Origin of the sequence: Bacillus proteolyticus (genome assembly GCF_001884065.1) — a bacterium.
GTDB classification, from domain to species: Bacteria; Bacillota; Bacilli; order Bacillales; family Bacillaceae_G; genus Bacillus_A; species Bacillus_A proteolyticus.
In genome coordinates, this window is sequence record NZ_MACH01000080.1 from 65,610 (window position 1) to 91,278 (window position 25,669).

Below are 25,669 nucleotides of genomic sequence, written 5' to 3' on the forward strand. Positions count from 1 at the left end.
TTAAGGAGAGAAAAAATGTCTTGGTACTTAGATAATGTTTATGAATTAAATAAAGAAGCGCCGTATACATTCTACCTTCCTAGCTCAGAAGTGTTGGAGAAATTAAAGGTTGGAGATTTGGTAAAGCTAATTTTTGTATCTAAAAATGAGGAAGAAGATGGATTTAATGGTGAAAGAATGTGGGTTGAAATCACTGAAAGAAATGAGAAGAAGTTTGTAGGGGAACTGAGCAATGAACCATATCGCTTAGATTTAAAAATAGGTGATAAAATTTCATTTGGAATTGAAAATATATGTGATACGGAATATAACGATCCAGCTTCAAAAGCTTGGGATTTTTATTTTGATACGAAGGTAATTGTTAGTAATGATGTACTTGAAAAAAGAGAATTTAACTTTATGCTTAAAGAGGATTCAAGAGAAGAAGGTGACTCTGGCTGGTCAATATTAAGTGGCTATGAAAGTGATGACTATGTAAATAATCCTAAAAACTTTCAAATTATTTCAATTGGAGTCATATTGAATATGGATGATTCTATTTTAGAATTTATTGGGGAACCATCTTTATGTGCATATGAAAGAAATGATAGAGGTAGATTTTATAAGATTGAAGACTATGATTGGGATACTTATTTAAATGGATAAGGAAAGATACGACATGCTAAAGAAAATACAGTATGTATATTGTTTTTAAGTAGGTGAATTTCAAATGATTTTTTCATTAGGTAAAATAGATATTTTTCTTCCAGATGCAACATCCTCATACTTTTTTATTGTTGAGGACTTAGCAGAGATATTAAAAATTGAAACAAACTACGATGCATTAAAACAGTTTCGAAAAATACTTAGAAACGAGATAGAAAAAGATTTATACAAGCGTATAGATTTTGGTCAAGATTCAAACGAGGTAGTAATTCGTACTACTAATGCTCTTACTATACTTAAGATTGCTGTAATTATTAATGGAGTAATTAATGTTACGATTTCAGAAGAAGAAATGACAGAAGCTGAACAGAAGCTCCTTTCTCACAAACGCCCTAAAAAACAAAAGTGGAAAGTGGGAGACATATTTTGGCTTAATCTTAGTAATGGTACATATGGGTTTGGACAGGTATTATGGAAACCTTTTGGTAGTCCTGTTTGTGGACTATTTGATTTAAATACAGAGACCATTCCAAATGTAGAAGAGGTTTCAAATCATTCTTTTATCTCCGTATTAACAGTACTCTCTAGTTCATTAGACAAGGGTGATTGGAAGGTGATTGACAATGCAGATGTAAGGATTGATGTGGAGAAGGTTCCTAGGCAACATCGTGGATTGGATGTTGCTGGTTCAATGAGTTATAGTGACGACACTCTTCTTGAGTTAGCAAATGCTTATTACGGACTTTTTCCGTGGAACGTTTTCTATGAAGAAGATTATTTTGACAACATTTTATTATCACCATTTAAACGCCCTAACATTGCCAAAGTTTTATCGTCAATAGAAAGAGAAGAGTTTAGAAAAGAAAAAAGTGGAATTAAGAATAAAATGGTAGCCGAAACTACCGTTTTAATTTTTAGTTTAAATAAAAGCATCAATAGTAAGTTTTTTATATTTTTGTAATACGTATGTTTATGTAAATGAAATTGAATGTGAAATGATTAGGATATGTTAGTATATTACTTGTTTTTGCCACTGCCCAATAAGGTAAAAAGTAACTTGAAGATGTGGGAGTATATGAGATTTTTAAAGGGATTCCAAAAGAATCGCTTATTTTATATTGTTTTTAAAAAATGTTGTACTATATCGAGGTATTTATCTGGATGAATTAAACTAATTTCTCCATGTCTATTTTTTTTTATGACTTTTAGCAAACTATCATTAATGGTAGCGTGAAGTAGAGCTGCTGATTTTTTCATTATTGATAATTCTTTCTCACCAACTAATATTAATGTTTTGGCTTTAGTCTTGCATAATGTTGAAGGGATTGGATAGTCTCCATTGCTTTTCGTAATATTAATTAGGGTTTCTTTTGTCATTCGTGAACTATCTTCATAATATGTTTCAAATAATTCCTCTGGTACATTTAATGTTTTTGCCTGTAGTTTTGCATACCATCTGTTTTTAATTAATCCATAGCACACATTATACATTGGTACAGTTAATGTGACTGCTATTTTCATAGGATAAACCAACGCACTTTCGATAACAGCATTCTCTGTAATATCAAATTCTTGAGATATTATTTCAACAACGATTTGAGCGCCAATAGAAAGACCACAAATCGCAAAAACTTTTCCATTACAATTTTCTTTTATATAATTAATAACCTGTTCGGCCGATTTTTTTATACTTACAAAAGTATTATTCCAATCATCGCCATGTCCATCAATAATAGGCGTAACAATATAATACTCTTTTTTCAATGCTTCAATTTGTGGTTTTAATGACTACCATGACAGTCCACCACCATGAAGGAGAATGATAACTGGCATATTTTTGTTACCAAATTCTTTGAATAACATATTTATCCCTCATCTATATATCGAATAGTGAATAAGAAATCTTTTTTTATTACTGAACGAATACATATAATTGCTAATATATTTAGTTTCAACACCATTAAAACCTATCTACCCACTTTGTGTATTTGTTGTGTATAGGAACTGGAACGTGTATTCATTTTATCTAATCGTATTCTATAGGAGTTTCTGTATCAAAAAAAGATCAGTGATTTTCTTTTAATTATATACGAAAATTATAATGGGGGAGGAACATCGCCAAAGTTTTATCGTCAATAGAAAGAGAAAAATATAGAAACGAAAAAAAATGGAATTAAAAAGAGAGCTTTTTTGTGATTTTAATATTACTAACTATAACCTATCGAGTAAAACAATTTTTTTGTTTTACTTATAAATAAATGGAGGTACTAATTATGCAGCAAATTAAAAAAATAGGAAATTCATTTTGGTATATGACACCTGTTTCTGACACGGATAGACCTATATTAGGAATGGTCGTTGGAAAAGAAAAAACTTTAATGATTGATGCAGGGAATTCAGAAGCACATGCACAATTATTTTTAGAAATGTTAAAAGAACAGAATGTATCAAGTCCTGATTTTGTGGCACTAACGCATTGGCACTGGGATCATATTTTTGGATTGTCTATACTACAAAATGCATTAACTATTGCACATACTGAAACGAAAAAGGAGATGCAGACATTAGTATCTTATGAATGGACAGATGATGCGTTGAACGCACGAGTAGAAGAAGGTACAGAAATTGAATTTTGTGCGGATTGTATCAAAAAAGAGTTTAGTGAACAACCAAGAAATATTAAAATTATCCCACCGAACTTAACGTTTCAGAATCAACTTGAATTAGATCTTGGTGAAGTGACATGCGTGTTAAAACATGTTGGCGGAGATCATGCACATGACTCTGTTGTTATGTATATGAAAGAAGAAAAGATATTGTTTTTAGGAGACTGTATATATGCTGATATTTTTTCTTCGAAGTGGAATTATACGACGAAACGAACGTTTAAATTAATAGATGAATTAGAGAAATTTGATGCTGAGACATATATTCTTTCTCATGGGACAGCTATAAATCGGGATGAGTTTTTACAAGAGATGCATTTGCTGAAAACAGTAGGAACTTATACGGAAATACATAAAGGCGATGAAGAGAAGATAAAGGAAGCTTTTAAACGAGATATAGATAGAGAATTAAATGAAGATGAACTAGAAACAATAACGTTTTTTGTAAATGGCTATGAAATGAACAATCTGTAAAATACAAATCTAATCAAATGGCATTAAATTACACAAAAAGAGTATTGAGAGTAAGTGCAATACTCTTTTTGAAATTAAATTTGAAGTGATGAAAAGTCATCAATAATTTCCACTACTTCAATTTTCCCATTAATCAATAGCTCAGGAAGTTCATTTTCAACGTTTCCCTTCCAATACTCTTTAGCTTGTTCAATTTTTTGAGAGAATGGAATACCATCTTCTTTCGGTAAAAGATTACCGTCACCTTCAAAAGAATTTCCAGTCACTTGTAGTTTAACAATCTGCAAAACTTCTCGATTGTAGGAATCAAATAATGCTTTCCATTTCAAAGCATCTTCATAGTTTTTGGCAGCATATAAGCAAGATAATCTGGAAGGGTATTCAGGATATTCTTGTAGCCTAACCATTTCTACAATCGTTTCTCTGACCGCTCTAATTGTTTGATCCATATAACTCATAACTACTTTCGCATTTTCATTTTTTATATATAATCCGCCATTTGTATAATGATTTTTTAAAATTTGCATCGAATCTTCACCATTAGAATTTAATTGCGCTCTTTCAAAAAAGAAGCGATATAGGGTATTTGTTTGATTTTTGTCAAAATGAATGATTTGTCCTACACTCATTTTTTTCCTTGTAACGATGTGATAAGCGTAAAATTCTGTTTCATGCATGGTTCTCCTCCTAGAAGTTATATATTTCAATGTTAAATTTAATAATTCGACATTGAAATATATAAAACCTTTATAAATAAAAGTGAGAGTTCGGGTTGAGAGGAAAGAAAAAATATGAAAACGTTTTAAATTTGTTCACAAAATGTTCACTTACGAAGAGGTTTCCAATATCGATATAATGACAAAGACTCAAAGAGAAGGGATGATGAAAATTGCCAACGACAAGAAAGGAAAACCTCCAATTTGGTATGATGATGTGCCTCGGGATGGTTATAGTTATGACGTTTTACAATATATTATTGAATGGAGCAGGAGGGCCAATTCATATTAAGGAGATCGCATTAGAATTACTAATTGGATTTATGATTGCACTATTAATTGAAATATGTATCGTTGGACCTTGTGAGAAAAAAATTGTATTCGCGTTACCATTTGATAAATCGAAGAAAATAAATATTATACTTGCGATGGCGACAGCAATGGTAATCGGAATGGTGTTCTTTATGTCATTTCTTGGTATGGCTATGATGTATTTACATAACGGGCTACATGGTGACTCATTTATTTCTATTTACTTTTCAATTTTTATTAAAAACTTCATGATGGCGTATCCACTACAATTAATCATTATGGGACCGTTAGTACGTTTCTTATTTGCAAAGTTTGTTATGAAGAATAAACCTGTTAATATAGAGTAGTTATTATTTATAAAACATTATATATAGATGAAATCATAAAAACACATCTCAAATATTTTGAGGTGTGTTTTTTCTTATTCATTCTCAGTTATTTTCATAGTAATGTGACATTTGTCCTTTTGCCTTTGTAGGATTATAGCTTTTAATTAAGTCAGAAATAGAAAATTAGGAGATGATTTTTTGAAGGGCATTGTATTTGCTATTTTTGCTGGTCTATTTATAACACTTCAAGGAACCTTTAATGCGAAACTTAGTTCACATATCGGCATATGGTCAACGAGTATTATAACGCATTTAATTGGGTTTCTTATTGCCACTACTGTATTTTTGGTAAAGAAAAAAGAGAAAGTAACGGATTTAAAGGGTGTGAAAAAAGTATATTTAGCAGCCGGTGCATTCGGTGGTTTGATTATTTGTGCAGAAACTATGGCGATATATTCAATGGGAGTTACATTAACAGCTGGAACACTTTTGGTTGCACAATTATTAACAGCAACTGTTATTGAAATGAAAGGACTGTTTCATATAAAAAAGATAGCAATGGAGAGATATCACATTGTGGGAACAATAGTAATGATTATAGGTATTGCTGTATTTAATATGTAAATGAAAGGAGGAAATGAAAGTGGAGAATAGATCAGAATTAATTATTCAATATTTGAAAGCTTATAATATGCTTGAAATTTTTTCAGGAATAAGTACTGATTATTTTCAAGTAAATCATTTTGAAAAAGGCAAGCTTATTTGCAATATAGATGATGAAATGGATCGTTTGTATTTCGTTGTTAAAGGTAAAGTAAAAGTTTACACGATTACACCAGAAGGAAAGAAACTCATCCTTCGTTTTATTAATCCATTGGCAGTTGTTGGCGATATTGAATTAATACAAAAAAGTAAGACGCATAATGTCGTTGAAGCTTGTTCAGGTGTTGTAGCTATCTCCATTTCTAATACAGTTATTAGAAACAAGTTATTACATGATCCTATATTTATGAACTTCTTGTTTGAAAACATTGCGAACACGTTAAAAATATCGACCCGTTTTACAGCTCTTAATTTACTTTATCCTGTAGAAGTACGTGTAGCTAGTTATTTACTTTCAATTTCAACAGATAGTAACGGGAATATGTATAAAGAGGATTTGGATTCAACTTCGGTATCAAGTATTGCGGATTTTATAGGAGTAAGTTATAGGCACGTAATTCGGGTGTTACAAAAATTTTATAAAGAAAAATTAATTGAAAAGAAAAATGGAGTTATTGTAATTAAAGAATTTTTTAGAATGAAGGAAGTTTCTAAAAATAATATATATGAGTAATGAAAGGGAGAGGAAGATTTTGATTGGATTTAGTTTAGCTATATTAGCTGGAATATTAATTAGCTTACAATCTGTTTTTAATACGAAAGTGAATGAAAATGTAGGACAGTGGTTAACAACTACATGCGTTCTTGGAATAGGTCTCATAAGTTCTGTTATATTTTATATCATTACAGAGAAAAGTATTATCATTAATTTTTATACTGCAAATTATTTATTTTATATAAGTGGATTGTTTGGCATTGGACTAATTATTTGTATAATGGGCGCAATAAAGAGTTTAGGTCCAGCGTATACGGTGTTAATTAGCCTTATTACTCAATTAGTCGTTGCATTGTGTATCGATACATTCGGATGGTTTGGAATGGAGAGCGTACCATTACAAATAAATAAATTAGTTGGAATAGGTCTATTAATTGTAGGGGTAGGAATTTTTAAAAATCTTTTTTCGAATAAGAAAGCTATTAAAATAAATGAGCGATAAAGAGAGAGGATAAGTGATCTAGTATATGTTGCAAGATTTTATAAAGTTTTTTGGTTAATCTAGTAACAAACGAAAACCTTAAAACCCACACCAGGATAGGAATGTATAAAAAAATAAATAGAGTCATAGAAAAAGAAAAAGAAAAAGGCAGATCCCCACTTTCACAAGGAATCTGCCTTTTCCTTGCTACCGATAATGATGCGTTATGTTAATTGAGCATGAATGTGGTATACAATAAATTAGAGGTGAAAATTATGAATCGAGAACAAGCCATTCAAATACTTGAAAAATACTCTCCTATGCCTGATGACGAGGATTTAACTGAAGAAATGATAGATGAATACGCAAGTGCAATTACATATTTTGAGGAGAATCCACATCCAAGTTGCATAGAGCCTATTATGATGACCTTTAGTTTAGATGATTGTTATGGTGTATATGACCATGCAACAGGTGTATTATGTGAGTTTAGTAACGATGAGGTAGTACCATACCTAATTAGAGCTATACAAGATAAACATGAAGGTAGAAGATACTGGGGAACAGAAGTAGCTAAATTCTTTCCGGATATAAGATTAATTAGTTCTTTATTGACTTGTATTGACGATCCAAATGATGAAATTCGAGAATATGTAGCTTACGTATTAAGTAAGATTGGTGATAAGTCAGTTTTGCCTGTATTACTTAATAGACTACTAAAGGAACACAATGAAGATGTTTGTGAGGAATTAAAACAAGCTATCTCAAAACTAGAAAGACTTAAATAACTTCCGAGAACGAGAATTATGTAAATGAGCTGTCCAAATGGATGGCTTATTTTATTTTTGCTTAGCGTGTTTTTCTTCAAAAATGCTGGCGATACGCCAACGCCAGCATTTTAAGAAACTTATCGTTCACCAAAACGAAAAAAATTTGAAGTACTTCAAATTTTTAGCTAGATGACTATGTATCGGTCCCCCATAATAAAAAGGCAGGAACATATCAAATATGTTCCTGTCTTTGATTTAATTAAATTAAATTTAACATCTATGACCTAAATATAAATTTATTGAGGTCTTTTTTTTGTTGTTTTTGTAGTTATGTGAACTAAAGTAGAGGAGTATTAGAAGTGGTTTTAGGAAAGAAGAATATGGCCGGAAATAAAATATTACTAAACATATATAACTAATGAATGCAATGTCTTTTTCAGTTATTATGTTGTAAATCATTTTATGATAAAATCTATTACATAATTAAATAAAGGGGTAATATTCTGTGGGTTATTTCTCAAATAGTTTATTAGTTTTGTTTGTTCTTATCGTATGTAGCTGTATGATTTTTGGTTGATAATATAATGATAGTCTTATATAAAAGAAGTTAACTCTGGTGAGGTAACTTCTTTTTATTTTATGTTGAGAAGGAATTCTATTTTTCTTATTGAAGTTTGTACTAGTTATTTTCACGTCGATCAGAATTTTTTTATAAAGGGTAGTTTTATGAAATATAAACAAGCCAGAGAATAGGGAGTATTACATGGAAAATAGTATACGCTACACAAGTGAACATCCTACAGATTTTAATGGATTATTAGTCTTATACGAATCTTTAGGATGGAATTCTCTTAAATTAACGGTTAACGAATTGGAACAAATGTGTAAACAAAGTTGGTATGCAATTTATGTTTTTAAAGAGCAACAATTAATTGGGATGGGGCGTGTTATATCCGATGGAGTAATAACAGGTGTTATTTGTGGTGTATGTGTATTGCCAGAATATCAGTCCATTGGTATTGGAAAAGAAATAGTAGAACGATTAATCCAGCACTGTGAACAAAACAAGGTTATTCCGCAACTAATGTGTGTAGATAAATTGCAATCTTACTATGAAGCTATAGGGTTTCAGGCATTCTCTATTGGGATGACAAAACAAATTATAAGATAGCAGGGCTTTAAATTCTCGGTGTAATCGTACATATTTTCAAACTTCATTATAAAGGAGAATTACTGTATGGAGATTGCTAAAGGAGTAGGAATGCTATATCTTGAGTTTCAAGAGTATATTATTCACCCGATTCTTTTATGGGATGATGAAATGGCAGTTTTAATAGATACTGGTTTTCCTGGACAATTTAGAGATATACAAGTAGAGATGGAGAGGATTGGGGTATCATTTGAAAAGCTAAAAGTCGTGATTTTGACGCATCAGGATATAGATCATATAGGTAGCCTTCCTGAATTATTGGAGAACGGTGTAAGCGATATTAAAGTTTATGCGCATGAGCTAGATAAGCCATATATTGAGGGGGATTTACCTTTATTGAAAGATGGAAATGTAGAGAATCCACCAAAAGGAAAAGTAAGTACTACTGTGATTGATGGGCAAGAACTTCCATATTGCGGTGGGATACTAATTCTCCATACTCCAGGGCACACACCGGGTCATATAAGTTTATATTTGAAACAAAGTAAAACTCTTGTCGCTGGGGACTCTATGTATAGTTTGAATGGAAAGTTAGGAGGAGTTCATGCCCCAACTACACTAAATGTAAAGGAAGCACAACAATCTTTAGAGAAGTATTTAAATCTAGATATCGAATCTGTAGTTTGTTACCATGGGGGATTAAGTAAGGAGAATATAAATGTTCAACTTCAAAAATTGTAAAAGTTGAGGATAAATTTTTTTTGTTAAATAGTGCTAAAGTATCATCTGAATACTAGTATATAAATAAATAATAAAAGAGCATGTTTGAAAAAAATTCAAACATGCTCTTTTATTAAAGGAAATCTATTTAATTTTAATGACTTAACCCATTCCAATAAAACGAAACGATTTCTTTTGCTAATTCATCTATATTTGCAAGAATAGGATTGTGATTTTCATCTTTAAAATTCCCGATTGATAATAAAGATACGAATGCATGAGCCGTAAATTTAGCGTTTCCTTTCGGGATTTCTCCAATTTGCATTGCATTATCGAGTGCCTTTTCTAATACTTCATACATGCTATCTTCAGCATTTTTTAATTGTTTCAATTGCTCTGCAGATAACGATAGTTTTGCATCTTTCATAAAGTTCTTCATATCAATATCCATCGTTGCGTGTAAGTATACTGTAGCAAAGTCCAATAATCTTTCTTCTAAATTCTTATTTGTAGAGAGGATTTGATCCATATTTTCTCTTATTCGCACCATCATTTGAATCATAGTAGCGGTAAATAAATCCGCTTTTGTTGAATAGTAATAGTAGACGGTTGCTTTTGTAACACCACATTCTTTCGCGACCTCATCCATCGAAACAACTTGATAATTTTGAGTGAGAAATAACCTAGTTGCAACTTCTAAAATGATTTCTTTTGTAGATTTTGTATTTTTATTTTGACGAGGCCTTCCGAGAGGACGTTGTTTTTGTTCCAACTACATTCGCTCCTGACATTTATTATTGAGATAATTATAACATAATTTTTAATCATTCTTGATTAATTAACTGACCAGTATATATAATTAATATTGGAAGGAAAAAGGAAGGTGGGTTTTTATGAAAAAGCACCCGTTACATATGTTAGGAAAGCTTGTAGCAGGGAAGAATACGCAATGGATAACATTATCGGTATGGATTCTTATTACATTAGTACTTTCATTTACGTTACCACAAGTAAATAGTAAGAAAGAGCCGAATCCGAAAAATTTACCTGAAACAGCTATGTCACAGCAAGCTGAAGCACTTATGAAAAAAGAATTTCCTAATAATGCAGGAAATCCGTTGTTAGTAGTATGGCATAGAGATGGTGGATTACAGTCAAAGGATTATAAACTCATACAAGACGTTTATAAAGAATTAAAGGCCAGTCCTTTAAAAGAACAATCAACATTACCACCATTTGATACAATTCCAGAGCAAGTATTATCAAAAAGCGCATCAAAGGATGGTACATCATTTGTTACACCGGTATTCTTTAATAAATCTGCTGGAACGGATATATTAAAAGGTAATTTAGAAGAGTTACGAAAAATAGTGAATAGTAAAGTGGAAGAAGATCCATTCAAACAAAAGATAAGTGATTCTGGTTTACATGCTCGATTATCTGGACCTGTAGGTATTCAAACAGATGCAGTTAGTTTATTTAGTCAAGCAGATGTGAAATTATTAGTTGCTACCGTATTACTCGTATTAGGTTTATTAATTTTATTGTATCGTTCACCAATTTTAGCAATTTTACCTTTACTTGTTGTGGGATTTGCATACGGTATTATTAGTCCTACACTTGGTTTTTTAGCCGATCACGGATGGATTAAAGTAGATGCCCAGGCGATATCAATCATGACAGTATTATTGTTTGGTGCTGGAACGGACTATTGTTTATTTTTAATTTCGAGATATAGAGAGTACTTGTTAGAAGAAGAAAGTAAATATAAAGCGCTGCAACTTGCGATTAAAGCATCTGGCGGGGCAATTATAATGAGTGCCTTAACTGTTGTACTGGGATTAGGAACATTATTACTTGCTCAGTATGGTGCCTTTCATCGATTTGCAGTACCATTTAGTGTTGCTGTATTCATAATGGGGATTGCTGCTTTAACAATTCTTCCGGCATTTTTATTAATTTTCGGCAGAGTTGCATTCTTCCCGTTTATACCGAGAACAACTTTGATGAATGAAGAGTTTGCAAGAAGGAAAAAGAAAGTAGTAAAAGTCAAAAAATCAAAAGGCCTATTTAGTAAAAAACTTGGAGATATTGTAGTACGAAGACCGTGGACAATTATAATGTTAACCGTATTTGTATTAGGTGGATTAGCTTCATTCGTACCGCGCATTCAATACACTTATGACCTATTAGAATCATTTCCAAAAGATATGCCTTCACGTGAAGGGTTTACGTTGATTAGTGATCATTTTTCGGCTGGTGAACTAGCACCTGTAAAAATTGTTGTTGATACGAAAGGAAAAGAGCTTCCTATTAAACAAGAAATTGAGAAATTTTCTTTTGTAAATACAGTGAAAGAGCCAAAAGAGGGAAAAGACAATAAACAAATACAAATGTATGAAGTTTCTTTAGCGGAAAATCCGTACTCTATTGAAGCGCTAGATCAAATCCCTAAATTGAAAAATAGTGTAGAAAAAGTATTAAAAGATGCGGGGATTAATAATGTTGAAGATCAATTGTGGATTGGTGGAGAAACAGCGTCACTATATGACACAAAACAAATTACGGAACGTGATGAAGCAGTTATTATTCCAGTAATGATCAGTATTATAGCTTTACTATTACTTGTCTACTTACGATCAATTGTAGCGATGATTTATTTAATAGCAACAGTTGTTTTATCATTCTTCTCTGCATTAGGAGCAGGATGGATATTACTTCATTTTGGTATGGGAGCTCCAGCAATACAAGGTGCGATACCGTTATACGCATTCGTATTTTTAGTTGCTTTAGGTGAAGATTATAATATCTTTATGGTTTCAGAAATATGGAAAAATAGAAAGAATCAAAGTCATGTAGAAGCTGTAAAAAATGGCGTAATGCAAACAGGAAGTGTCATTACATCAGCAGGTTTAATTTTAGCAGGGACTTTTGCAGTGTTAGGCACACTTCCAATTCAAGTTCTTGTCCAATTTGGTATTGTAACTGCAATTGGTGTATTACTAGATACATTTATTGTAAGACCATTACTTGTACCAGCAATCACAGTTGTTTTAGGCCGCTTTGCTTTTTGGCCAGGGAAACTTTCTAAAAAGAGAGAAGAAGTACAAAAATTGGATATATAATAGAGAAGAGCCAAGGATATTTTCCTTGGCTCTTTTCTATGTAGTTCATTAATTTTTTGAAGTCAAATCATCAGTTACAACGTGATCAGCATCTTCAATGGTTGTTTCGGGCATTCCATATAAGCCGTTCATTGCTTGTTCTTCGATATTAAGATTTGCAGTATTATTATTATTTTGGATAGAGGTAGTGTTTTCGATAACATTTTCTTTTTTATTTACACTTTTGTCATTCATGTTTGAATCCTCCAAACGTCATTTGATTTATCCCGCATTAACGGGCAGTAAGACCTCCACCTCAAAATTCGGCGAAAACAAAGAAGATCAACTGCCCGTAAAAGCCCGATTGGTTCAACTAATAATCAGTGGGGGATGAAGTGCCCCTCCACTGATTAAAGTTTCACTTTATTAATAGTATGTGGATGGATTTCAAGAAACATGTGAATGGATTTTTGCAAATGTTATATAATTAAATAAAAACTTGAGTATAAATTTAAACTATAAGGAGTGAGCAAGTGTGGTGAAAACAAGAAAGTTAGCCTTCTAAAATAAAAATGAAATTTTAGGAGGCTAATGAAATGAAGTTTCATGTAATTGACAGAGCAAATTGGAATAGAGAGCAGTATTTTGAACATTATTTAAAATTAAAGTGTTCGTTTAGTATGACAGCGAATGTTGATATTACGATGATGCTAGAGGAAATACATCAAAAGGAAATTAAATTTTATCCGACTTTTATTTATGTAATTTCTAAAGTGATAAATAAACATACAGAATTTCGAACATGTTTTAATGATGAAGGAGTTTTAGGGTATTGGGAGGAAATGATACCTAGTTATACAATCTTTCATAAAGATGATAAATCTTTTTCAAGTATATGGACGGATTATTCTAGCGATTTTCACATTTTCTATAAAAACTATGAAGAGGATATGAGATGTTATGCTAATGTTCATGGTTTCTTCACGAAAGAAAATATTCCGCCAAATGTTTTTCCGATTTCTGGTATACCTTGGACTAGTTTTACAGGATTTAATTTAAATATTAATAATGATGGTGATTTTTTATTACCAATTATTACTTGTGGGAAATATTTCAATGATGGAAGCAGGGTTATGCTACCTGTTTCATTGCAAGTACATCATGCGGCTTGTGATGGATATCATGCGAGTCAATTTATAGAGGATTTACAGGAGCTAGCTAATACTTGTAACGAATGGCTTAAGTAATATCTAATTATTAATTATATAAAATTGAAAATGAATAAGCGTTAAAATAAAAAGAAGAGAACATACGTATATTACATGTTCTCTTCTTTTTATTCATTCATACTAGGTAATGGTGGAAAATATAGGTTGATTTGTAGTTTAATAGTAAAGAGAGTGATTGGTTTTAATTTTCTTTATTTTATAATTATTTAAGGGTTCAAATGTTTTAATAGGGGGAAGGTAAAGTGAAATTCATACGTATTGAAAAAGATGAAAACCTAATTAATAATATGGCAAAATTGTATTGTAAAGCATTTGAGAAAACAAATTTTACTGAAATGATTGAGAGAATGAAAAGACATATAAAATATGTAGATTTTAAAGGTATAGTAGCAATAAATGATGAAAATGAAGTAGTTGGTTTTACTTATGGTTATCGCTCAATGGGGGGACAGTACTATAATCAATTAATGAGAGAAGCATTACATCTGGAGCAAGTAGATCAGTGGCTGCAAGATTGTTTTGAATTTGTAGAGTTAGCGGTTCACCCACAATATCAAAATGAAGGTCTTGGAATGAAATTACATAATGAATTATTAGAAGGGATTTCAAATAGAACGAGTATTTTAACAACACAAATAAACAATGAAAAAGCGCGTTCTTTATATAAAAGATTGGATTGGGTGGATGTATTAGAGCCATTTCACCCAAGTGAAAGTGATGTTCCATATGTAATAATGGGAAAAATATTAAAGACAAAAGTAAATTAATAACTATATCGTTCACACAAGTAATCGGATTATAACAATGAAGGGGAAAACAAAATGACAATAATTTCTATAGAAAAAGCTACAATTTTAGATGCTGAAAAGTTAACAGAAATAATGAAAAGAACATTTGATGAAGAAGCGAAGCGATGGTTATACGGCCAAAATGATGTAATTGATTATAACATCCAACCACCAGGCTATTCTTCAATTGAAATGATGAAATATTCAATCGAAGAATTGGATTCTTACAAAGTGATAATGGATGAAAAAATAATTGGGGGAATTATAGTTACGATTTCTGGTAAGTCGTACGGTCGAATTGATCGTATTTTTGTAGAGCCTGTTTATCAAGGAAAAGGAATTGGATCATATGTTATTAAATTAATAGAAGAGGAATATCCGAACATAAGGATTTGGGATCTCGAAACATCTAGTAGACAAATTAATAATCATCATTTTTATAAAAAAATGGGCTATGAAATAATGTTTAAATCTGAAGATGAGTATTGCTATGTAAAAAGAAAAAATGTAGATGCAGTTGGAGAGAACCTAATTAAAAATAAAGATATGAAAAATGGTCAATACGAAAACTGTAATTTGGTTAATACAGAATATTATCAAGTAAATTTAAAAAATAGTGCATTTGTTGGTAGTAATATAATGCATATGAATATGAGTAATTGTAATGTAAGTCAATCAAAGTTTAGAAATATAAATTTTAGAAGGTCCTCATATGCAGATTTAAATCTTTCTAGTAGTAAATTTAATTGGGTGACATTAGGTGGAGTGCAATTCCAAAATACAAGTCTTGGAGATGAGAAGGAACCTATTTCATTTGAAAACTGTGATTTGGAAGGTAGTACAATACATAATAGTAACCTGAAAAATATTGAAATAGTAAATTGTGATATAACTGGTATGAAAATAAATGGTATCCCAATAGAAAATTTGCTTGAGTTATATAATAAGGTGAAAATTTAAAGCGTATCGGTTGTTAGGATAAGATGTTTGGAAAATAAGTGTTATACCGAAATAGCTGTGTAAAAATAACATAAAGAAATACAGGTGAGAAAGGATTTAATGTAGGGTTCTAGAATGAGATAATATATTGGTATTTATATGGAGGGGGACGAATATGGGAATCAATATACGAGCAGTAGAAATACAAGATGCTAGAGCAATTCATCGTATATGTATACAGGATGAGGTTTTACCTTATATGGTTTTCTTACCTAGTATGCGTGTAGACGCTATGGAAAATAGAATTCGAAACTTAGCACCAAATCAATTTGAATATGTTGCAGAGTATGACGGGGAAGTAGTAGGTTTTATTGGCTTAACACAAAGTCCCGGACGAAGATCTCATTCAGGCGATTTATTTATTGGGGTAGACAGTGAATATCATAATAAAGGTATTGGCAAAGCACTTCTTACAAAAATGCTTAATTTAGCTGATAATTGGTTAATGTTAGAGAGAGTAGAACTTGGTGTTTTAGAAACGAATCCGAAAGCAAAAGATCTATATGAAAAATTCGGATTTGTAGTAGAAGGGGTAAAGGTAGGGAATTTGAAGGCTCACGGAAAGTTTATAAATGAAATTATGATGAGTCGTTTTAGACCTGATGGTTTAATTGTACATAATTAATATGTAAAAGCATGACAAATCAATGTCATGCTTTTTTAATTGTTATTTGCGATTCGGTAGTTTCGGTTGTAATAAAAATAATGTTAATCCAATGAAAATAATTGAAATTCCTAGTGCTTGTTGTAAAGTAATGCTTTCACTCAAAATAAAATAGGCTAGAATACAAGTTCCAATTGTTTCTCCTAAAATACTCATCGAGATAACAGTAGCACTCATCCATTTTAATAACCAATTAAAAATTGTTTGCCCTAAAATCGTTGCAACAAACGCTAAGCCAATAAAACACAACCAAGTTTGCGTAGAGTAATAGATGAAAGATTGTTGCTGCATATAAGCAAATATACCGAGAAAGCATGCACTACTTCCATAACTAATTACCGAATATGGTATAAGAGATAAATCTTTACGAATGTGTTGACTAATGAAAAAGTAAGCTGTAATAATTCCGGCCGCCATAAATGCTAAAATATCTCCGTATAAAGCGTCGCCACTAATTTGGAAATCTTGCCAACCAATGACGATACTTCCTGAAATGGCAATGAGGCAACCGATAACCGCTCCTTTCGTAAATCTCTCTTTAAATAAAAAGTAACCACCAATCATTGAAAATAAAGGTTGTAACGTTACGATAACTGTAGAACTTGCTACGGAAGTATATTGTAAGGATTCAAACCATAGTACATAATGTGCAGCTAAAAATAGCCCGGATAGAAATCCGAATCCCCATTGTTTTTTCGATAATGTTTTTAGTTCGTTTCGATTCCTTTTATTAAATAGTAATAACGGTAACAGAATTACTGTAGCAAATAATAATCGATAAAAAGCAATGATTGCCGCAGGAGCATCTGCCAATTTCACAAAAATTGCTGAAGTTGATAAGGCGAATACACCGAAAAATAAGATGAAATATGAAAGAATAGGTGATTTCAAAGTCTGTCCCTCCGATAGAATGTTTATTATAATAAACTTAATACGATATAATGTACAAAGGTAAGTATATAAGACCCTGAGACGATAGGAAAGGATTAGTTGCCTTTGTTTAGTATGTCAGCACAAAGGCAACGAAACATGCAATATGATGGACGAAAGGAAGTTTTTACTATGATACATGATAGACTCGGACAAACTGTATTAAGTTATCGTAAGAAAAATAATATGACAATACGTGAATTTGCTGATTATGCAGGGATTAGTACTTCACTAATTAGTCAAATTGAACGAGGATATGCGAACCCTTCTTTAAGTGTATTGGAATTAATTGCGAAAGCATTAAATGTACCGCTATTTACACTTTTTATTAATGAGATTGATACAGATTCACTCATTTCTAAGAAAAAAGATCGAAAAAAAGTATATCGGGAAAATAATGATCACATTGTATATGATGTATTAACACCTGATTTTATGAAAGCACGTATTGAAATGTTGATGATGGATTTAAATAAAAAAGCAAACACAACGGAAAGTCACTACTCACATGAAGATAAGGAAGAGATTGCGGTTATCATGAAAGGGGAAGTGTATGTGGAATTAGAAGGAAAAGAATATTTTTTAGAAGAAGGTGATGTTGTGCGTATCCCGCCAAACGTGAAGCATCGATTTTTGAATAAAAGTGATGAATCGAATCACATTTTATTTGTATTAACGCCATCTTTAGGATGAGTATAAAGTGAGTTTTATAATGGGGGATAGAAAATGGAAGGTAAAAGTGTTTTAAAAGGCGGCCTTTCAATTATTTCTCAATGCAAAAAACAAACAAATGATATTTGGCATGCACATTACGGGGGAGCTGCAATTGCTAGTTATTTTTTCATGAAAGATAATAATATTGAAGAAGAGATAGCTCGTAATATGCATTCTCATACAAAAATGATGCTGAACAAGCAAAAATAAGATGAAATCATCGATGGTAAAGAAGAAATTGATTTTCAAAGTGCCGAAAAAATGATAATAAAATCATTGGAAAATACAATTGATGAACTTCATTGGGTGGGGCATAACGTTATTTATGCGGCATTAAGTTTATTAGCTATGAAAGAGCTACAAAAATGGGGCGATAATCAAGCAATAGAAGGGATAACTGACCTTATATTATCATTTCAAAAAACAATTCCCGGTAGATCGTGGATTGGTTTTACGACGAAAGAAGTTAAAAAATTAAGTATATATGACGAGATACAAAGTGAATTAAGAAATCCAAAACAATTATCTAAGTTTATTTTAAATGAACTATCGGAGTTTAAGATTATTTATAGAGCAGAATCACATCATGATTTAATTGGCCATATGCTTACTTTTTCCCACGCAATTAATATAATGTATGATTTAGGATATAAATATATATTTCAAAGAGGAATACGTCCACTTTTAAAACTAGTATACGTACTGCGTGCTAGTAAAAAACTTATGCTGAATACTGAAATAAATCTACATTCTCCTATAGATCATTTACCTTTAATTGAATCTAAACGTGCTCACGTATTACCAACTGAAAATCAATTTTGGCTAAAAGACTATAGTGAATTTGATTGGGATTTTGGACATGTTTTCAAATTCTCATATAGTTATTTTGATCATATAAAGAGAGCTCCGGAATATAAAGATATAACCTTAGAACAATTCCGATTTGTTATTAATACGTAATGAAGTCAATGATCTGTATAAAGGGGCAAAATTTAAAATTTCTTTGTTGATTGTATATTATTTTTATATTTGTAAGGTTTTACATGCGTATTTTACTTTTACTTATTATGTAAGTAGGCTATACTAAAATACATATATTTTGAAATTGGAGCGAATAAAGACGACATGGAATTAGTAAAGTTAGAAAAAGTAATTGAATTGAAAAAAGAAGAATTATTGAATCTAGTCTCAAATTATGGACTTCAACATGAAAAAGTAATAGAGCTCAGCCAAGAAATTGACAAATTAATAAACTGGTTTATGTTTTTAAAATAGAAAGAACTATGACGTGGTTTGAATATGTTATAGTTCTTTGTTATTTAGTAATAGAAATGTACTCGATATACAATCAATAAACAGAATATTCATTATAATCGGAGGGGAATAAATGATTTTACATACGCACATCTCAGGCGAAGGGGAACCAATCGTGCTTTTACATTCTGGTGGAATGACAGGTTTAGTAGAGTTTGAAGAGCAGGTAGAATTTTTTATAGAAAAGCATTTTAAAGTAATTCGTCCTGATTTAAGAGGACATGGCGAATCAGGAGGTACATTAGATAATTATTTTCTTTGCTCTGCTGATGATATAAATGATACGCTAGAACATTTGCGAATTAATAGTTGTCATATAGCGGGTGTTTCACTAGGGGGATTAGCCGCTTTATTATTTGCAAAAAAATATCCAGATAAAGTGAGGACATTAACTTTTTCAGGTATCTTTCCTGTTGAGCGAGATAATTGGGAAGAATCTCAGGAATATGAAGCGAAGTGTCATCAACAGTTGATGGAAAATGAAGAAGTTGTAACTTATATGAATCAAATTCATGTAAAAAGTGATTGGAAAGGATTGCTTGAATCGTGGCAAGTTAAGGATTGGTACCCATTTCATGAAACGGGTGATGTAGCTAATCTTCAAATACCTACACTGTGTATTGTCGGGGGAGATTCAGAAGATGAAGTTACAGCCGCTACAACTTTTAAACAATTAAACAATAATATACATATTGCCGTTATTCCGTTTGCAAATCATTTAGTGCATAATGATCAACCAAAAATATATTCATATATATTGTCTAATTTCTTACAGAATGCGCAAGCCGCTAGTCGAATATGAGGGATTTTGGGTATAATAAAATAGGATTTATTAATTGTATCGGTTAGGAGCGCAGCAAATATGAAAACAGTCGTTGTCATCGGTGGAGGTATTACTGGACTTTCTACTATGTTTTATTTAGAAAAATTAACGAAGGATTATAATATAGATTTGAATTTAATCCTTATTGAGAAAGAAGAGTATTTAGGTGGTAAAATCCACAGTGTGGAAAAAAATGATTTTATTATGGAATCTGGAGCAGATTCTATCGTTGCTCGTAATGAACATGTTTTGCCGCTTGTAAAAGATTTGAGTTTAGAAAATGAAATGGTGTATAACGAAACAGGTATTTCTTACATATACTCTGATAACATATTACATCCAATTCCTGCTGACACTATATTTGGGATTCCTATGAGTGTTGAATCATTATTTAGCAGTACACTAGTCTCAAAAAAAGGGAAAATCATTGCTTTAAAAGATTTTATTACGAAAAATAAAGAGTTTACAAAGGATACATCACTTGCTGTATTTTTAGAAAGCTTTTTAGGGAAAGAGTTAGTGGAAAGACAAATTGCGCCTGTACTTTCTGGTGTATATTCTGGCAAATTGAATGAGCTTACTATGGCATCTACATTACCGTATTTAGTGGATTATAAAAATAAATATGGAAGTATTATTAAAGGTTTTGAAGAGAATAAAAAACAATTTCAATCAGCAGGAAATAAAAAATTTGTATCATTTAAAAGTGGACTATCTACGATTATTAATCGCTTAGAAGAAGTGCTGACTGAGACTGTCATTAAAAAAGGTGTTGTAACGACTGCTGTAAGTAAAAAAGGTGATCAATATGAGATTTCTTTTGCAAATCATGAGACAATACAAGCTGATTCTGTCGTTTTAGCGGCCCCGCATGATATCGCACAAACTTTATTGCAGTCTAATGAGTTAAACGAGAATTTTAATAAATTTAAAAATTCATCGCTTATAAGTATTTACTTAGGTTTTGACATACTAGATGAACAACTACCGGCTGACGGAACAGGTTTTATCGTAACGGAAAACAGTGATTTACATTGTGATGCTTGCACATGGACAAGCAGGAAGTGGAAACATACATCGGGTAAACAAAAGCTATTAGTAAGAATGTTTTATAAGAGCACTAATCCAGTATATGAAACGATCAAAAGTTATAGTGAAGAGGAATTGGTACGAGTAGCTTTATATGATATTGAAAAAAGCCTTGGAATTCAAGGTGAACCAGAAGTAATTGAAGTTACAAATTGGAAAGATTTAATGCCGAAATATCATTTGGAACATAATCAAGCGGTGCAATCATTAAATGAAAAATTAACGGCTCTTTATCCAAATGTATACTTAGCTGGAGCTTCATATTACGGTGTCGGAATTGGTGCTTGTATTGGAAACGGAAAGAATACTGCCAATGAAATAATTGCGACATTGAATGAACAATCAAAATAATAATATTGAATACATATGTAAATAAAATGTCCCTCCAACATAATGGAGGGACATTTTATTTGTAGTTACTTCACATTAATTGAAATCTTTTTATAATTAGCTTTATTATTTTTAATAGTTAATGTTATTTCTCCAGATTCTTTAAAGGAGTACGGTGAGAGTTGATAAAGTTCTTTAATATTATGTTCTTCTTGTAATTTATTTGTAGGTATTATTGTTATATTAGGTTTCCATGTTTCCTGTTTTCCTGAAGGGTAGGCTACTATTATTTCTGGATTACTTAATTGTATTGTTTCCCAAGAGGCAAAATACAGTTCAACTTCTGCATCTTTTTTTAGTAATTCTTCTGAGAAATAACTAAATTCACCAACATTACCGAAAACAGTAAAATTTTGATTTTGCAATTTAATATCTAAATATCTAGGTTGATATGTTGCTGCGTGATAAATTCCGTATGAAAGAGAGAGTGTGGCAGCGATTAATATACCAACTGAAAACGTCTTAAAGCTATTTCCTTTAAAACTAGTCATCATGAATGAGTTTGGTGTAAATTTTTTTGCGAATAAAAAAATGAGTAAAATGAGCAAGAGGGATAGACCAATGAAAATATACATAAAGTTTAAGCACCTCCGTAGGAAGTATTTACTGTTTTTCTATATTTTAACATGAGACGGTATAAATTAGGGTTGGTTTTTAGAGGGTAAATTAATAAATACAACGAAGTTATATATTATTAAGAGGATAAGCATCGCTAGAAATATTTGATTTGTGGGACATTGAGGACTTTCCTAATTATAAATACTTTTTCTGCTATAATAAATGAGTAGAGAGAAAGGAGTGATCCTATGGCATTTCCTATGTTAGAAACAGAACGCTTGCGCTTAGTTGAAATAGAACAATCTTATTGTCAAAAAATATATGAAATATTCTCATTAGATGAGGTAACGTGTTATTACGGTATGAATTCTTTTACTGAGTTTGGACAAGCTTCACGTATGATTGAATCTTTTTCGAAAAATTACTTTGAGAAAAAGGCGATACGTTGGGGGATTGTATTAAAAGAAACAAATACTTTAGTAGGAACAATTGGATTAAATAATTTACAACTTTGGAGTAAACGATCTGAGATTGGATATGATTTACATCCTCGTTATTGGGGGAATGGTTATGCTTCAGAAGCTGCTCGAGAAATTATTACTTATGGATTTCGAGATTTAGGTTTATTTAGAATTGGAGCTACTACATATCCTGAAAATATAACTTCGTGTAATATGTTATCTAAATTAGGTTTTCAAAAGGAAGGACTGTTACGCGGATACATTCATCAAGGAAATAAACAACACGATGCATTAATGTATTCTGTTGTGCGAACAGATGTAGAGGAGAATCATTATTAATAAAAAGCCCCTCTTAATAAAATAAGAGGGGCATGTAAAAATTAACCTAACTTAGGTAATAAACGTTCTCCACTTTTCATGCTACTTTTACATAAAGGGCATTTAGGCTCTTCTTCAAATGAAAAGTTCTTTCTCATCCATCCTAAACAATCCTCTGATTCACATTCCCAAACAGGTGTTTGTTCTGGTGGTACTTCTGCTACATCGTTCTTTCGATTGCGATACATGTAACCACTCCTTTTATGTAAAAATTTTTAGTTATATATTAAAAAGGTTGTTAACCGAGCTGGTAACAACCTTTTTATTGTTTGAATTATAGCTTTACAACGTTTTTAGCTTGAGGTCCACGGTTACCGTCTTCAACTTCGAAGCTAACTTCTTGACCTTCGTCAAGAGATTTGAAGCCGTCGCCAGTGATAGCTGAGAAGTGAACGAATACGTCGCTACCGTCTGCAACTTCGATGAAACCGAAACCTTTTTCGCTGTTAAACCATTTTACTTTACCTGTTAATGTCATGGTAATGCCTCCTAAAATTTAAAAAGATTACAATATGATCGGCCTTATTTGAATGAAAATAAAAGTTCACATATTATCAAAAACCCATAAGGAGTACGAAATGGTCCTGATTGATACTTGATAATATGCAAAGAAAATATATTGTTAAATTGACCTTAATTACTATCTTACAACAAATGGTGTGAAATAGCAAGTGCTGGTAAAGCCAGTAAATTATTTAGGTGATAATGGTAAAAGGCACAAAGACATCTCTTTTATTTATATATTATTCCTAATCTGAATTTATTCCAAACAGAAATCATTTATATTAAAAAGTATGTTTAAGGGAAACGATATATATATTTTAAGAATACAGATGATCACAATAATAAGGAGGATAGAATATTGCTAAATAAAAAATTTAAAATAATTGAAGCAGCAAAAGAAGGGAGAAGAAAAGTTCATCCTGTTTTCGCTGTTATACTTGCTATTATATTCTTGACTTTAGGTGAATTATTTATGTTATTTATGCTGTTTTTACCGAAAACAGAAATAAACTTTATGAAGGCAATTTATAGCAATATTGAGATGATATTAACGTTTGGCGGGGCTATATTTTTTGTGTTTTTATGGATTAAATTTGTAGAGAAAAGGTCATTTTCATCTATTGGTTTTTGGAAAGAGGAATGGATGAGAAAGTATTTGAGGGGTGCATTAATAGGGTTTATTTTCATTTCGATACCAGTAATTTCACTCGTATTAACAGGAAATGTAAAACTACAAATGCAAGAAATTACGATGACAGCTATATTTAGTATTGTAGGGTCTTTAGTTGCATTTTTAATACAAGGGGCAACTGAAGAAATTGTTGTACGAGGTTGGTTATTCCCAGTTCTCTCTGTTAGAAGCCGTATATGGATTGGGATTGTTGTGACTTCTTTTTTATTTGGTTTTCTTCATTTACTGAATCCAGGTATTACAATTCTTTCGATATCGAATATAATATTAGTTGGTGTATTTGCAGTTTTTTACGTATTAAAAGACAGTAGTCTTTGGGGGATATGCGCGTGGCATTCTATTTGGAATTGGGCGCAATATAACATCTATGGTTTTGCAGTTAGTGGAATGACGATATATTCAACACCACTATTTAAACCTGTAACAAATGGATCAGAAGTGCTCCATGGAGGCTCATTTGGTATTGAAGGTAGTATCATTACAACAATAATGCTTTCAATTGCTTCAATCGTTTTATGGAAACAGTTGTGGGGGCGAAAGTCGAAACAAAGAGATATTAGCTAATGAAAGAGGGAGAAAATATGGGGATTATAGCGTTTGAGGGAGCGAGCGCAGTTGGTAAGAGTACAACATGTCGAGAATTAGAAAGAAATTACGGTGCATTTATTATTCCAGAAGTTAACGATTTATTTGAAAGACCTAGAAATGAACATAAAACATGGTATTTTGAAAAACAAGTGGAGCGCTGGAATATGGCAGTGCAGAAATCACAGCAATATGAAATTGTAATACTTGATGGTGATATTTATCAGCCACTTAGTTATAATTGGTGTTTTCATTTTGATATATTTAATCAGCCATTATCTTTAATAGAAAACTTTTATAAAGAAAAGATGATAAATATGGAAATTGGTTTTCCGGATCAATATTTTTATTTGTACACGAATGATGAAGAACTTCGAAAAAGGAAAGAATCTGATGAGACGAAAAGAAGAAGAAACTTTGAAAAGCATTTACATATATCAAAATCGTTTCAGCGTTATTATGAAAATTTAAATACCATAACGGACGGATACTGTAAATTGATTGAAGCGAAAAGTGTAAAGTCGAATGAATTAGAAATTGTGAAAAGTTTAAACAGTTTAAATGTGTGTGAAGAGAGACGTTTTGATGTTTCGAGGTTAGATGCTATTAGGAAGTGGTTAAAAGAGAATCGTGCATAAAAAACAACGAGTACCTTATAAGGTACTCGTTGTTTTTTATACATATTGAATATGTGAGTTCGTATTATATATTATTTTTAATATTTGTAAGTTTGCTGTTTCATTTTTCTTAAGAGCATTTGTATATTTAGGAAGAAAGAGTTGAGAAGGATAAACTGTTCGTTCATCACAAACATCGATACTATAAACAGAATTATTCATGGTGAGAGAATGAATACATTTTTAGGGT

Annotated in this window: 30 protein-coding genes and 2 pseudogenes; 23 read left to right on the forward strand and 9 right to left on the reverse strand. The window is 31.4% G+C overall.

Going from position 1 to position 25,669, the window contains the following annotated elements:
* Nucleotides 1-15: 15 nt before the first annotated feature.
* Nucleotides 16-645, forward strand: a complete 630-nt coding sequence (locus BAQ49_RS12465) for an immunity protein Imm33 domain-containing protein (protein WP_071745571.1) — start codon at nt 16-18, stop codon at nt 643-645.
* Nucleotides 646-709: 64 nt separating this feature from the next.
* Nucleotides 710-1,606, forward strand: a complete 897-nt coding sequence (locus BAQ49_RS12470; RefSeq protein WP_071745572.1) for an Imm26 family immunity protein — start codon at nt 710-712, stop codon at nt 1,604-1,606.
* 152 nt (nt 1,607-1,758) lie between these two features.
* Here the strand turns inward: BAQ49_RS12470 and BAQ49_RS12475 are convergent, their stop codons facing one another.
* A complete protein-coding gene (locus BAQ49_RS12475) occupies nt 1,759-2,409 on the reverse strand; it encodes an alpha/beta hydrolase (protein WP_208610850.1) in 651 nt (216 codons plus the stop codon).
* Between the two features lie 509 nt (nt 2,410-2,918).
* Between BAQ49_RS12475 and BAQ49_RS12480 the strand changes: the two genes are divergently transcribed.
* Entirely contained in the window at nt 2,919-3,785 is an 867-nt protein-coding gene (locus tag BAQ49_RS12480; RefSeq protein WP_071745573.1) for an MBL fold metallo-hydrolase, read from the forward strand.
* Nucleotides 3,786-3,859: 74 nt separating this feature from the next.
* Here the strand turns inward: BAQ49_RS12480 and BAQ49_RS12485 are convergent, their stop codons facing one another.
* The gene (locus BAQ49_RS12485) at nt 3,860-4,462 is read right to left on the reverse strand and encodes a DUF2441 domain-containing protein (protein WP_071745574.1); all 603 of its coding nucleotides are present in this window, start codon (nt 4,460-4,462) and stop codon (nt 3,860-3,862) included.
* 212 nt (nt 4,463-4,674) lie between these two features.
* Here BAQ49_RS12485 and BAQ49_RS12490 point away from each other — a divergent pair, with 212 nt between their 5' ends.
* The 7 genes from BAQ49_RS12490 to BAQ49_RS12520 all read left to right on the forward strand — a co-directional run bounded on the left by BAQ49_RS12490 (nt 4,675) and on the right by BAQ49_RS12520 (nt 9,602).
* The gene (locus tag BAQ49_RS12490) at nt 4,675-5,160 is read left to right on the forward strand and encodes a DUF2798 domain-containing protein (protein ID WP_071745575.1); all 486 of its coding nucleotides are present in this window, start codon (nt 4,675-4,677) and stop codon (nt 5,158-5,160) included.
* Nucleotides 5,161-5,340: 180 nt separating this feature from the next.
* Complete coding sequence (locus tag BAQ49_RS12495; RefSeq protein ID WP_071745576.1) at nt 5,341-5,766, forward strand: DMT family transporter; 426 nt, start codon at nt 5,341-5,343, stop codon at nt 5,764-5,766.
* 19 nt (nt 5,767-5,785) lie between these two features.
* Nucleotides 5,786-6,478 carry a Crp/Fnr family transcriptional regulator gene (locus BAQ49_RS12500; RefSeq protein ID WP_071745577.1) on the forward strand — a complete coding sequence of 231 codons (693 nt, stop codon included), beginning with the start codon at nt 5,786-5,788 and terminating at the stop codon, nt 6,476-6,478.
* Nucleotides 6,479-6,497: 19 nt separating this feature from the next.
* A complete protein-coding gene (locus BAQ49_RS12505) occupies nt 6,498-6,962 on the forward strand; it encodes a DMT family transporter (protein ID WP_071745578.1) in 465 nt (154 codons plus the stop codon).
* A 218-nt stretch (nt 6,963-7,180) separates the two neighbouring features.
* A complete protein-coding gene (locus BAQ49_RS12510) occupies nt 7,181-7,729 on the forward strand; it encodes a HEAT repeat domain-containing protein (RefSeq protein WP_071745579.1) in 549 nt (182 codons plus the stop codon).
* Between the two features lie 745 nt (nt 7,730-8,474).
* A complete protein-coding gene (locus BAQ49_RS12515; protein WP_071745580.1) occupies nt 8,475-8,882 on the forward strand; it encodes a GNAT family N-acetyltransferase in 408 nt (135 codons plus the stop codon).
* Nucleotides 8,883-8,948: 66 nt separating this feature from the next.
* Complete coding sequence (locus BAQ49_RS12520) at nt 8,949-9,602, forward strand: MBL fold metallo-hydrolase (protein WP_071745581.1); 654 nt, start codon at nt 8,949-8,951, stop codon at nt 9,600-9,602.
* A 133-nt stretch (nt 9,603-9,735) separates the two neighbouring features.
* Here BAQ49_RS12520 and BAQ49_RS12525 read toward each other — a convergent pair whose 3' ends face one another.
* The gene (locus tag BAQ49_RS12525) at nt 9,736-10,353 is read right to left on the reverse strand and encodes a TetR/AcrR family transcriptional regulator (RefSeq protein ID WP_071745582.1); all 618 of its coding nucleotides are present in this window, start codon (nt 10,351-10,353) and stop codon (nt 9,736-9,738) included.
* A 121-nt stretch (nt 10,354-10,474) separates the two neighbouring features.
* Here BAQ49_RS12525 and BAQ49_RS12530 point away from each other — a divergent pair, with 121 nt between their 5' ends.
* Nucleotides 10,475-12,706: an MMPL family transporter gene (locus BAQ49_RS12530; RefSeq protein ID WP_071745583.1), complete on the forward strand. Its 2,232-nt coding sequence runs from the start codon at nt 10,475-10,477 to the stop codon at nt 12,704-12,706.
* Between the two features lie 48 nt (nt 12,707-12,754).
* Here BAQ49_RS12530 and BAQ49_RS12535 read toward each other — a convergent pair whose 3' ends face one another.
* Complete coding sequence (locus BAQ49_RS12535; RefSeq protein WP_071745584.1) at nt 12,755-12,940, reverse strand: DUF4021 domain-containing protein; 186 nt, start codon at nt 12,938-12,940, stop codon at nt 12,755-12,757.
* Nucleotides 12,941-13,281: 341 nt separating this feature from the next.
* Between BAQ49_RS12535 and catA the strand changes: the two genes are divergently transcribed.
* From catA to BAQ49_RS12555, 4 genes are all read left to right on the forward strand, one after another.
* Nucleotides 13,282-13,932: a type A chloramphenicol O-acetyltransferase gene (gene catA, locus BAQ49_RS12540; protein ID WP_071745585.1), complete on the forward strand. Its 651-nt coding sequence runs from the start codon at nt 13,282-13,284 to the stop codon at nt 13,930-13,932.
* Nucleotides 13,933-14,156: 224 nt separating this feature from the next.
* Nucleotides 14,157-14,681 carry a GNAT family N-acetyltransferase gene (locus BAQ49_RS12545; protein ID WP_071745586.1) on the forward strand — a complete coding sequence of 175 codons (525 nt, stop codon included), beginning with the start codon at nt 14,157-14,159 and terminating at the stop codon, nt 14,679-14,681.
* Nucleotides 14,682-14,735: 54 nt separating this feature from the next.
* The gene (locus tag BAQ49_RS12550; protein ID WP_071745587.1) at nt 14,736-15,662 is read left to right on the forward strand and encodes a GNAT family N-acetyltransferase; all 927 of its coding nucleotides are present in this window, start codon (nt 14,736-14,738) and stop codon (nt 15,660-15,662) included.
* Nucleotides 15,663-15,816: 154 nt separating this feature from the next.
* Nucleotides 15,817-16,326: a GNAT family N-acetyltransferase gene (locus BAQ49_RS12555; protein ID WP_071745588.1), complete on the forward strand. Its 510-nt coding sequence runs from the start codon at nt 15,817-15,819 to the stop codon at nt 16,324-16,326.
* Between the two features lie 42 nt (nt 16,327-16,368).
* Here the strand turns inward: BAQ49_RS12555 and BAQ49_RS12560 are convergent, their stop codons facing one another.
* Entirely contained in the window at nt 16,369-17,256 is an 888-nt protein-coding gene (locus tag BAQ49_RS12560) for a DMT family transporter (protein WP_071745589.1), read from the reverse strand.
* A 171-nt stretch (nt 17,257-17,427) separates the two neighbouring features.
* Between BAQ49_RS12560 and BAQ49_RS12565 the strand changes: the two genes are divergently transcribed.
* From BAQ49_RS12565 to BAQ49_RS12585, 5 genes and pseudogenes are all read left to right on the forward strand, one after another.
* Nucleotides 17,428-17,988, forward strand: coding sequence for a helix-turn-helix domain-containing protein (locus tag BAQ49_RS12565; protein WP_071745590.1), 561 nt, complete (start codon nt 17,428-17,430; stop codon nt 17,986-17,988).
* 33 nt (nt 17,989-18,021) lie between these two features.
* A pseudogene (locus tag BAQ49_RS12570) lies at nt 18,022-18,969 on the forward strand (hypothetical protein).
* Between the two features lie 165 nt (nt 18,970-19,134).
* Entirely contained in the window at nt 19,135-19,284 is a 150-nt protein-coding gene (locus BAQ49_RS12575; protein ID WP_000424364.1) for an aspartyl-phosphate phosphatase Spo0E family protein, read from the forward strand.
* Nucleotides 19,285-19,396: 112 nt separating this feature from the next.
* Nucleotides 19,397-20,125 (forward strand): alpha/beta fold hydrolase, encoded by a 729-nt coding sequence (locus BAQ49_RS12580; RefSeq protein ID WP_071745591.1) that lies wholly within the window; start codon nt 19,397-19,399, stop codon nt 20,123-20,125.
* 60 nt (nt 20,126-20,185) lie between these two features.
* A complete protein-coding gene (locus BAQ49_RS12585; RefSeq protein WP_071745592.1) occupies nt 20,186-21,586 on the forward strand; it encodes a protoporphyrinogen oxidase in 1,401 nt (466 codons plus the stop codon).
* Between the two features lie 65 nt (nt 21,587-21,651).
* On the opposite strand, the gene BAQ49_RS12590 is transcribed toward BAQ49_RS12585, so the two are convergent.
* Nucleotides 21,652-22,200 carry a hypothetical protein gene (locus BAQ49_RS12590; RefSeq protein ID WP_071745593.1) on the reverse strand — a complete coding sequence of 183 codons (549 nt, stop codon included), beginning with the start codon at nt 22,198-22,200 and terminating at the stop codon, nt 21,652-21,654.
* Nucleotides 22,201-22,431: 231 nt separating this feature from the next.
* Between BAQ49_RS12590 and BAQ49_RS12595 the strand changes: the two genes are divergently transcribed.
* Nucleotides 22,432-22,983 (forward strand): GNAT family N-acetyltransferase, encoded by a 552-nt coding sequence (locus BAQ49_RS12595; RefSeq protein WP_071745594.1) that lies wholly within the window; start codon nt 22,432-22,434, stop codon nt 22,981-22,983.
* A gap of 41 nt (nt 22,984-23,024) precedes the next feature.
* On the opposite strand, the gene BAQ49_RS12600 is transcribed toward BAQ49_RS12595, so the two are convergent.
* Nucleotides 23,025-23,210 carry a cold-shock protein gene (locus tag BAQ49_RS12600; RefSeq protein WP_000286203.1) on the reverse strand — a complete coding sequence of 62 codons (186 nt, stop codon included), beginning with the start codon at nt 23,208-23,210 and terminating at the stop codon, nt 23,025-23,027.
* An 86-nt stretch (nt 23,211-23,296) separates the two neighbouring features.
* Nucleotides 23,297-23,500, reverse strand: a complete 204-nt coding sequence (gene cspD / locus BAQ49_RS12605) for a cold-shock protein CspD (RefSeq protein WP_002012849.1) — start codon at nt 23,498-23,500, stop codon at nt 23,297-23,299.
* A gap of 384 nt (nt 23,501-23,884) precedes the next feature.
* Between cspD and BAQ49_RS12610 the strand changes: the two genes are divergently transcribed.
* Nucleotides 23,885-24,781, forward strand: coding sequence for a CPBP family intramembrane glutamic endopeptidase (locus tag BAQ49_RS12610; RefSeq protein WP_071745595.1), 897 nt, complete (start codon nt 23,885-23,887; stop codon nt 24,779-24,781).
* Nucleotides 24,781-25,440, forward strand: coding sequence for a DEAD/DEAH box helicase family protein (locus BAQ49_RS12615; protein ID WP_116733452.1), 660 nt, complete (start codon nt 24,781-24,783; stop codon nt 25,438-25,440). Before BAQ49_RS12610 ends, BAQ49_RS12615 begins: the two co-directional genes overlap by 1 nt.
* A gap of 36 nt (nt 25,441-25,476) precedes the next feature.
* Here the strand turns inward: BAQ49_RS12615 and BAQ49_RS34110 are convergent.
* Nucleotides 25,477-25,656 (reverse strand): annotated as a pseudogene (locus BAQ49_RS34110) (arginase family protein); the annotation flags it as partial.
* Nucleotides 25,657-25,669 lie beyond the last annotated feature (13 nt).